This is a genomic window from Achromobacter sp. UBA5777 (assembly GCF_002418565.1).
In the GTDB taxonomy this organism is placed as follows: domain Bacteria; phylum Pseudomonadota; class Gammaproteobacteria; order Burkholderiales; family Burkholderiaceae_B; genus Achromobacter; species Achromobacter animicus.
Window position 1 is genome coordinate 21,678 of record NZ_DIEJ01000025.1, and the last position, 6,237, is coordinate 27,914.

Consider the following 6,237-nt stretch of genomic DNA (forward strand, 5'->3'; position numbering starts at 1 on the left):
TTAGCGGCCCGGACTGTCCTCGCCGGCCATGACGACGCCTAGCGTGTCGACGTGGCGTTCTCCCGCCGCCTCTCGTCCTGCGCCGGCCAGCGTGAGTCCGCGGCATGCCGCAATGAACGACAACGTCCATCGCGCCCGGATCGGCCGGCCCAGCGCCACCCCGGTGTCGGCATCAATGCCGCTGGGCACATCCAGCGCCAGCACCGGAACCTCCCACGCATTGACCGTGTCGATCAGGGATTGCCACGCGGCATCCAGCGGACGGTTCAGGCCGATGCCGAACAGCCCGTCAATGACCAGTCCCGGAGACGGTCCGGTCGGCAACACGGCGTGCGTTCGGGGTTCTCCGCCCGCGGCCAGCCAGCGCTCCCAGGCGCGCGCCGCATCGGCAGGCAGCCTGTCTGGCCCCGAAGGCAACACGACGTGAACATCCAAGNNCCAGCAATAGCCCCCCCGCTTCCAATGCGCCCCCGCCGTTATTGCCGGGCCCGGCCAGCGCCAGGATCGACGCGTTCACCGGCGCTCGCGCCGCGACGAAGCCGGCCGCCGCCGCGCCGGCCAGCGGCATCAGCGCACGCCCCGTTCCCAGGGCGCGCTGTTCGGCTTGGCGGATCTGCGCGACGGAGTAGGACGGCATGACGGTAGCGTGCGGCGAAAGTCCGTTGGAACCGGGCGGTCTGCCGACGGTCTCAGACCTTCAGGAAATGCTCGCGGTAATACTTGAGCTCGTCGATGGACTCGTAGATGTCGGCCAGCGCTTCGTGGCGGCTCTTTTTCTCGAATCCCTTGTAGACGGCGGGGGCCCACCGGCGCGCCAGCTCCTTGAGCGTGCTGACGTCCAGGTTGCGGTAATGGAAGAACTGTTCCAGGCGCGGCATGTAGGCGAACATGAACCGGCGGTCCTGGCTGATGGTGTTGCCGCACATGGGCGATTTGCCCGCCGGCACATGCTGCGCAAGAAACGCCAACAGCGTATCCTCTGCCTCTGCCTCGGTCACCGTGGACGCCTTGACCTTGTCGATCAGCCCGCTCTTGCCGTGGGTCGACTTGTTCCAGTTGTCCATTGCGTCGAGCAGGCTGTCGGACTGGTGCACGACGATCACCGGACCTTCGGCCACGACCGTCAGGTCGGGTTCGGTCACCACGACGGCGACTTCGATAATGCGTTCTTTCTCGGGGTCCAACCCCGTCATTTCCATGTCGAGCCAGATCAGGCGGTTTTCGTTCGCAGCCATATAATTTGCCTTTAAAACGCGCGATTTTCGCATATCCCTTCTTGAGCAAAACGCTTTGCCCATGTTCACACTGCTGTTCGTTGCCTTCCTGCTGACCGATATTGCCGTGCGCATGTGGCTGGCGTCACGCCAGATTCGCCACGTCGCCCGCAATCGCGACCAGGTGCCTGCGGAATTCTCCCATCGCATCGGACTGACCAGCCATCAGCGGGCGGCGGATTACACCGTGGCGCGGGTGCGGTTGGGCATGCTCGAGCGCACCTATGACGCCCTGGTGCTGGTTGCCCTGACGCTGCTGGGTGGCCTGCAATTCATCGACCTGATGGTCAGCCAGCTTACCAGCAACGACTTCGTGCGGCAGATGCTGCTGCTGGTGGTGGTTGCGCTGGTGCTGGGCCTGCTCGGTCTGCCCTTCACGCTTTGGCGGCAGTTCAAGCTGGAGGCGCGTTTTGGCTTCAACCGCATGACGCCCGGGTTGTTTGTGGCCGACGCCGCCAAGGGCCTGCTGGTTGCGGCCGTGCTGGGCCTGCCGCTGGCCGCCGCGGTACTGTGGCTGATGGGCAGCGCCGGCGCCTACTGGTGGGTCTGGGCCTGGGCGCTATGGACCGTGTTCAACCTGGCCCTGCTGATCATCTACCCGATGTTCATCGCCCCGCTCTTCAACAAGTTCACGCCGCTGTCCGACCCCGAACTGGCCGGCCGCATCCAGCGTCTGGCGCAGCGCTGCGGCTTTGCCCTGAATGGTCTGTTCGTCATGGACGGCTCGCGCCGCTCGGCCCACGGCAACGCGTACTTCACGGGTTTCGGAAAATCCCGCCGGATCGTGTTCTTCGATACCCTGCTGGCCCGCCTGAACGCCGATGAAATCGAGGCCGTGCTGGCGCACGAGCTGGGGCATTTCGCCAAGCGCCACATCATCAAGCGTGTGATCTTCAGCTTTGCCGCCGCGCTGGTGTTCTTTGCCATCCTGGGCTGGATCGCACAGCAACCGTGGTTCTATGTGGGCCTGGGCGTGATGCCGCAATTGGGCGGCCGCAACGACGCGATGGCGCTGCTGCTGTTCTTCCTGGTCATTCCTGTATTCACCTTCATGCTGACGCCGCTGGCCAGCTGGTACTCGCGCCGCGACGAATTCGAAGCGGACCGCTATGCCGCCGAGCAAAGCTCGCCGGACCGTCTGGTCTCGGCGCTGGTCAAGCTGTACGACGACAACGCTGCAACCCTGACGCCCGACCCTGTGCATTCCGCCTTTTACGACAGTCACCCTCCTGCCGCCGTGCGCATCCGCCACCTGATGGCGGCTGCTGCATGAGCGCGCCGATGGAAGGCCGCATCATCGCCGCGCATGGCCGCCACTACACCGTGGAATTGGCCGATGGCGCCCTGCGCAAGTGCTTCCCGCGCGGCAAGAAAACCGGCGCCGCGGTGGGCGATCGGGTCAAGATCACACCGCAAGGCAAGGCCGAGGGCGCCATCGACGCCATTCTGCCGCGCAGCAACCTGCTCTATCGATCCGACGAAATGCGGTCCAAGCAGTTTGCGTCCAATGTCGACCAGTTGCTGATCGTCGTGGCCGTCCGGCCCACCTTTTCGGACGACCTGACCGGCCGCGCGCTCGCAGGCGCATGGAGCGCCGGCATCGCGCCGCTCATCATCCTGAACAAGACGGACCTGACCGACGAGCTGCCGGCCGCGCGCGCGCGGCTCGCGCCCATCGCGGCGCTGGGCGTGGACATCATCGAACTGAGCGCACTCGAGCCCGAGAAAGTCCACACGTTGCTGGCGCCGCGCCTGGCCGGCCGCACGAACCTGCTGCTGGGACAGAGCGGCATGGGCAAGTCCACGCTGCTCAACGCGCTGGTGCCGGATGCCGCCGCAGCAACGCGTGAGCACTCCACCGCGCTGGACATGGGCAAGCACACGACCACCAGCACCCGGCTCTACCATTTGCCGGCGCCGGGGGGCGACCTGATCGATTCACCGGGGTTCCAGGCCTTCGGTCTGCATCACCTGACGCGGGACGACATCATCCGCGGGTTTCCGGAGTTCACGCAGCCCATCGAGGAATGCCGCTTCTACAACTGCACGCACCGCCACGAGCCCGGGTGCGGGGTGGTGGCGGCGCTGCAGAGCGGCAGGATCGATCCGGCGCGCTACGCGCTGTACGAACGCATCCTTGAAGAAAACCTGGCGGGCCAGCAGCGCTACTGACGCTTGCTGCGGCCCCCATTGAAAACGGCCCCGATCGGGGCCGTTTGCTTGTGCGGGCCTGCACGCCCGATTGTTCCGAAGCGGATTCCAAGGCCAATCAGCGCGGCGTGAATCCGTGGCGCAGCAAGTGATAGAGGTTGCGCAGCATGCCCGCAGTGGCGCCCCAGATGAAGTGCTTGCCGTACGGCATGCCGTAATACTGGCGCACCCGTCCGTCATCGAGCCGGGCTTCATAAAGGCGATGATTGGCCGGGTCCATCAGGAACGACAACGGCACCTCGAACACCTCGGCCACTTCGAAAGCGTCGGGCGCCAGTTCAAAACCCGGCCGCACCAGCGACACCACGGGAATGATCGAAAAGCCGGTCGCCGTCAGGTACGGCGGCATGCTGCCCAGGACTTCGACGTGATTGGCCGGCAGGCCGGTTTCCTCTTGGGCTTCGCGTAGCGCCGCATCCACCGGCGTGGCGTCGCTGGTCTCGATGCGACCGCCGGGAAAGCTGATCTGGCCCGCGTGATCATGCAGATGCGCGGCGCGCTGCGTCAGCATGATGTTCACGCCCTCGTCGCGCGTCACCAGCGGGATCAGCACGGCCGCGGGCACAGGCGTGCCCTCGCGGCCGGGATAGCGAAGATCGTTGTCGCGCGACAGCTCCAGCGTCCAGGTGGACGGCTGGCTCAGCGTGCCGCGCAGGGAATCCGGCGTCAGCAGGCGGGTGGGCACGGGCGGCAGCGATTCGTTGGCCACCACCCACGGTTGCGTCGCCGGATCGAATCCGGGGCGCGCCAGCGGCCGTCTAGGCCGCGCGGAGGACGAGGTTTCAGACATACGCTCAGAAGTAAGAAAAAAGGCACCCTCGCAGGTGCCTTTTTAACCCGGAAAACCGTGCCGGACGGAAACGCGGATTGGCGTGAACGTCCGACACTGTCAGGGCCGTGTGCCGATAAGCGATCAAGCCGCGGGGGCTTGCTTGCTGACCAGCTTTTCCTTGATGCGAGCCGACTTGCCCGAGCGCGAGCGCAGGTAGTACAGCTTGGCGCGGCGCACGTCGCCGCGGCGCTTCACTTCGATGCTGGCGATTTGCGGCGAGTACAGCTGGAACGTACGTTCCACGGCTTCACCCGACGAAATCTTGCGCACGGTGAACGCGGAGTTCAGGCCGCGATTGCGCTTGGCGATAACAACGCCTTCGAAAGCCTGCACGCGCTTGCGGGTGCCTTCAACGACGTTGACGCTCACGATGACGGTGTCACCAGGAGCAAATTCAGGCTTGGCTTGACCGCCGGTCAGACGGGCAATTTCTTCCTGTTCCAGGATAGCGATGAGGTTCATGTGAACTCCTAGATCATCATGTCTTTGCGGACTAAAACTTTTGCCGATCGATGTTGTTCACGCCCGGGCTTTCGTGTGATCGAAGCCTCGAGATTCAAGTCTTCGGTCGCAACCGGCCTGGTTCGTGTGCATGGCTACTGGTTCTCGTGGGTTGTCCGCAATGCGGATTTCCTGTGAGCCTGTGTCGCGATGCTATGCCGCAAGCAGAGGATGAGATTTGGCAAACCAATGATTCTACACCAAAAATTCCCCAGAGCCTCGGGTAACATGTGCGCCTTGAGCACGGTTTGCGGTACCCTTCCAACTCCCTGTAACAAACACGTCATCTGACGCTGTTCCCTCATGTCGTACTCGTCCCTGATATTGGTCGTCCTGGCGGCGATGGCCCACGCCACGTGGAACCTCCTTGCCAAGCGCGCGGCCATGGTGGGCGCGCCGTTCGTCTTTGCCTACGGCTTGTGCGCGACGGTGCTGTATGCGCCGTGGGTGATCTGGGTGCTGATGCACGACGGCATGAACTGGACCTGGCCCGTCGTCGGCGCCATCCTGACATCAAGCCTGTTGCATCTGGGCTACAGCCTGTGCCTGCAGCGCGGCTATCAGGTGGCCGACCTGTCCGTGGTGTATCCGATTGCGCGGGGCACCGGCCCCCTGCTGTCGACGACAGGCGCTTTTCTGCTGCTGGGCGAACCCGCCACCAGCACCGGCATCGCCGGCATGCTGTGCGTCGTGGCCGGAGTGCTGCTGATCGCCACCCAGGGTCGGCTCGCCATCTTCAAGCAGGCGCAGGCGTGGATCGGCGTGCGTTGGGGCGTGGTGATCGGCCTGTTCATCGCGGCCTATACGGTGGTGGACGCGTACGGCGTGAAAGTGCTGCTGATCAGTCCGGTGCTGTTCGACTGGTTTACCTGTGTGACCCGCACCGCCATGATGACCCCGCATATGCTGCGCCGCCCCACCCAATCGTGGGAATCCATGCGCGGCCATTGGCATCTGGCGCTGGCCGTGGGGTTTCTGTCGCCGCTGGGGTACATCCTGGTGCTGTATGCGCTGCGCAACGGCGCGCCGCTGAGCCTGGTGGCGCCTGCCCGGGAAATGTCCATGATGCTCGGCACCCTGGCCGGCATGTTCCTGCTGCGCGAAAAAGTGGGCGTGGGCCGTCTGGCCGGATGCGTGTCCATTCTGGCGGGCGTGATCCTGCTGGGATCGAGCTGACCGCCGCCGCGGTTCGTCAGCAGCCAGCGGCCATCAGAAGCCGCCAGCCACGCCCAACCACATCAGGCCGGGGATCATCGCGCCCCAGGCCAGCACCAGCACTACGTCCGTAATCATGGCTTTCATCGTGAGCTGGTTGGCAACCGGCTGCGCCTTGGCGTCTCCGATGCTGTGATCGCGCGCCGCAGCGACGGGCGCGGCCGGCGCGGCAGTGGCTGCGTCGGCGACGGGCAGACCCGCCAG

6 protein-coding genes and 2 pseudogenes are annotated in these 6,237 nt (G+C 64.9%); 3 read left to right on the forward strand and 5 right to left on the reverse strand.

Features of this window, described 5'->3' with window-relative positions:
- Positions 1–568 (reverse strand): annotated as a pseudogene (locus tag B3446_RS01350) (NAD(P)H-hydrate epimerase).
- Between the two features lie 121 nt (positions 569–689).
- Positions 690–1,235 carry an oligoribonuclease gene (gene orn / locus B3446_RS01355; RefSeq protein WP_105237948.1) on the reverse strand — a complete coding sequence of 182 codons (546 nt, stop codon included), beginning with the start codon at positions 1,233–1,235 and terminating at the stop codon, positions 690–692.
- A 61-nt stretch (positions 1,236–1,296) separates the two neighbouring features.
- Here orn and B3446_RS01360 point away from each other — a divergent pair, with 61 nt between their 5' ends.
- Both B3446_RS01360 and rsgA read left to right on the forward strand, forming a co-directional pair.
- Positions 1,297–2,547: a M48 family metallopeptidase gene (locus B3446_RS01360; RefSeq protein ID WP_291376867.1), complete on the forward strand. Its 1,251-nt coding sequence runs from the start codon at positions 1,297–1,299 to the stop codon at positions 2,545–2,547.
- Positions 2,544–3,446 carry a ribosome small subunit-dependent GTPase A gene (gene rsgA / locus B3446_RS01365; protein ID WP_291376868.1) on the forward strand — a complete coding sequence of 301 codons (903 nt, stop codon included), beginning with the start codon at positions 2,544–2,546 and terminating at the stop codon, positions 3,444–3,446. The genes B3446_RS01360 and rsgA overlap by 4 nt, the downstream gene beginning before the upstream one ends.
- Positions 3,447–3,543: 97 nt before the next feature.
- Here rsgA and B3446_RS01370 read toward each other — a convergent pair whose 3' ends face one another.
- The gene (locus B3446_RS01370) at positions 3,544–4,275 is read right to left on the reverse strand and encodes a CoA pyrophosphatase (protein WP_175137478.1); all 732 of its coding nucleotides are present in this window, start codon (positions 4,273–4,275) and stop codon (positions 3,544–3,546) included.
- Positions 4,276–4,398: 123 nt separating this feature from the next.
- The gene (gene rplS / locus B3446_RS01375; RefSeq protein ID WP_175124715.1) at positions 4,399–4,779 is read right to left on the reverse strand and encodes a 50S ribosomal protein L19; all 381 of its coding nucleotides are present in this window, start codon (positions 4,777–4,779) and stop codon (positions 4,399–4,401) included.
- Positions 4,780–5,121: 342 nt separating this feature from the next.
- On the opposite strand from rplS, the gene B3446_RS01380 reads away from it, so the two are divergent.
- Positions 5,122–5,994 (forward strand): DMT family transporter, encoded by an 873-nt coding sequence (locus B3446_RS01380; protein ID WP_175124716.1) that lies wholly within the window; start codon positions 5,122–5,124, stop codon positions 5,992–5,994.
- 33 nt (positions 5,995–6,027) lie between these two features.
- Here B3446_RS01380 and B3446_RS01385 read toward each other — a convergent pair.
- Positions 6,028–6,237: pseudogene (locus B3446_RS01385) on the reverse strand (hypothetical protein); the annotation flags it as partial.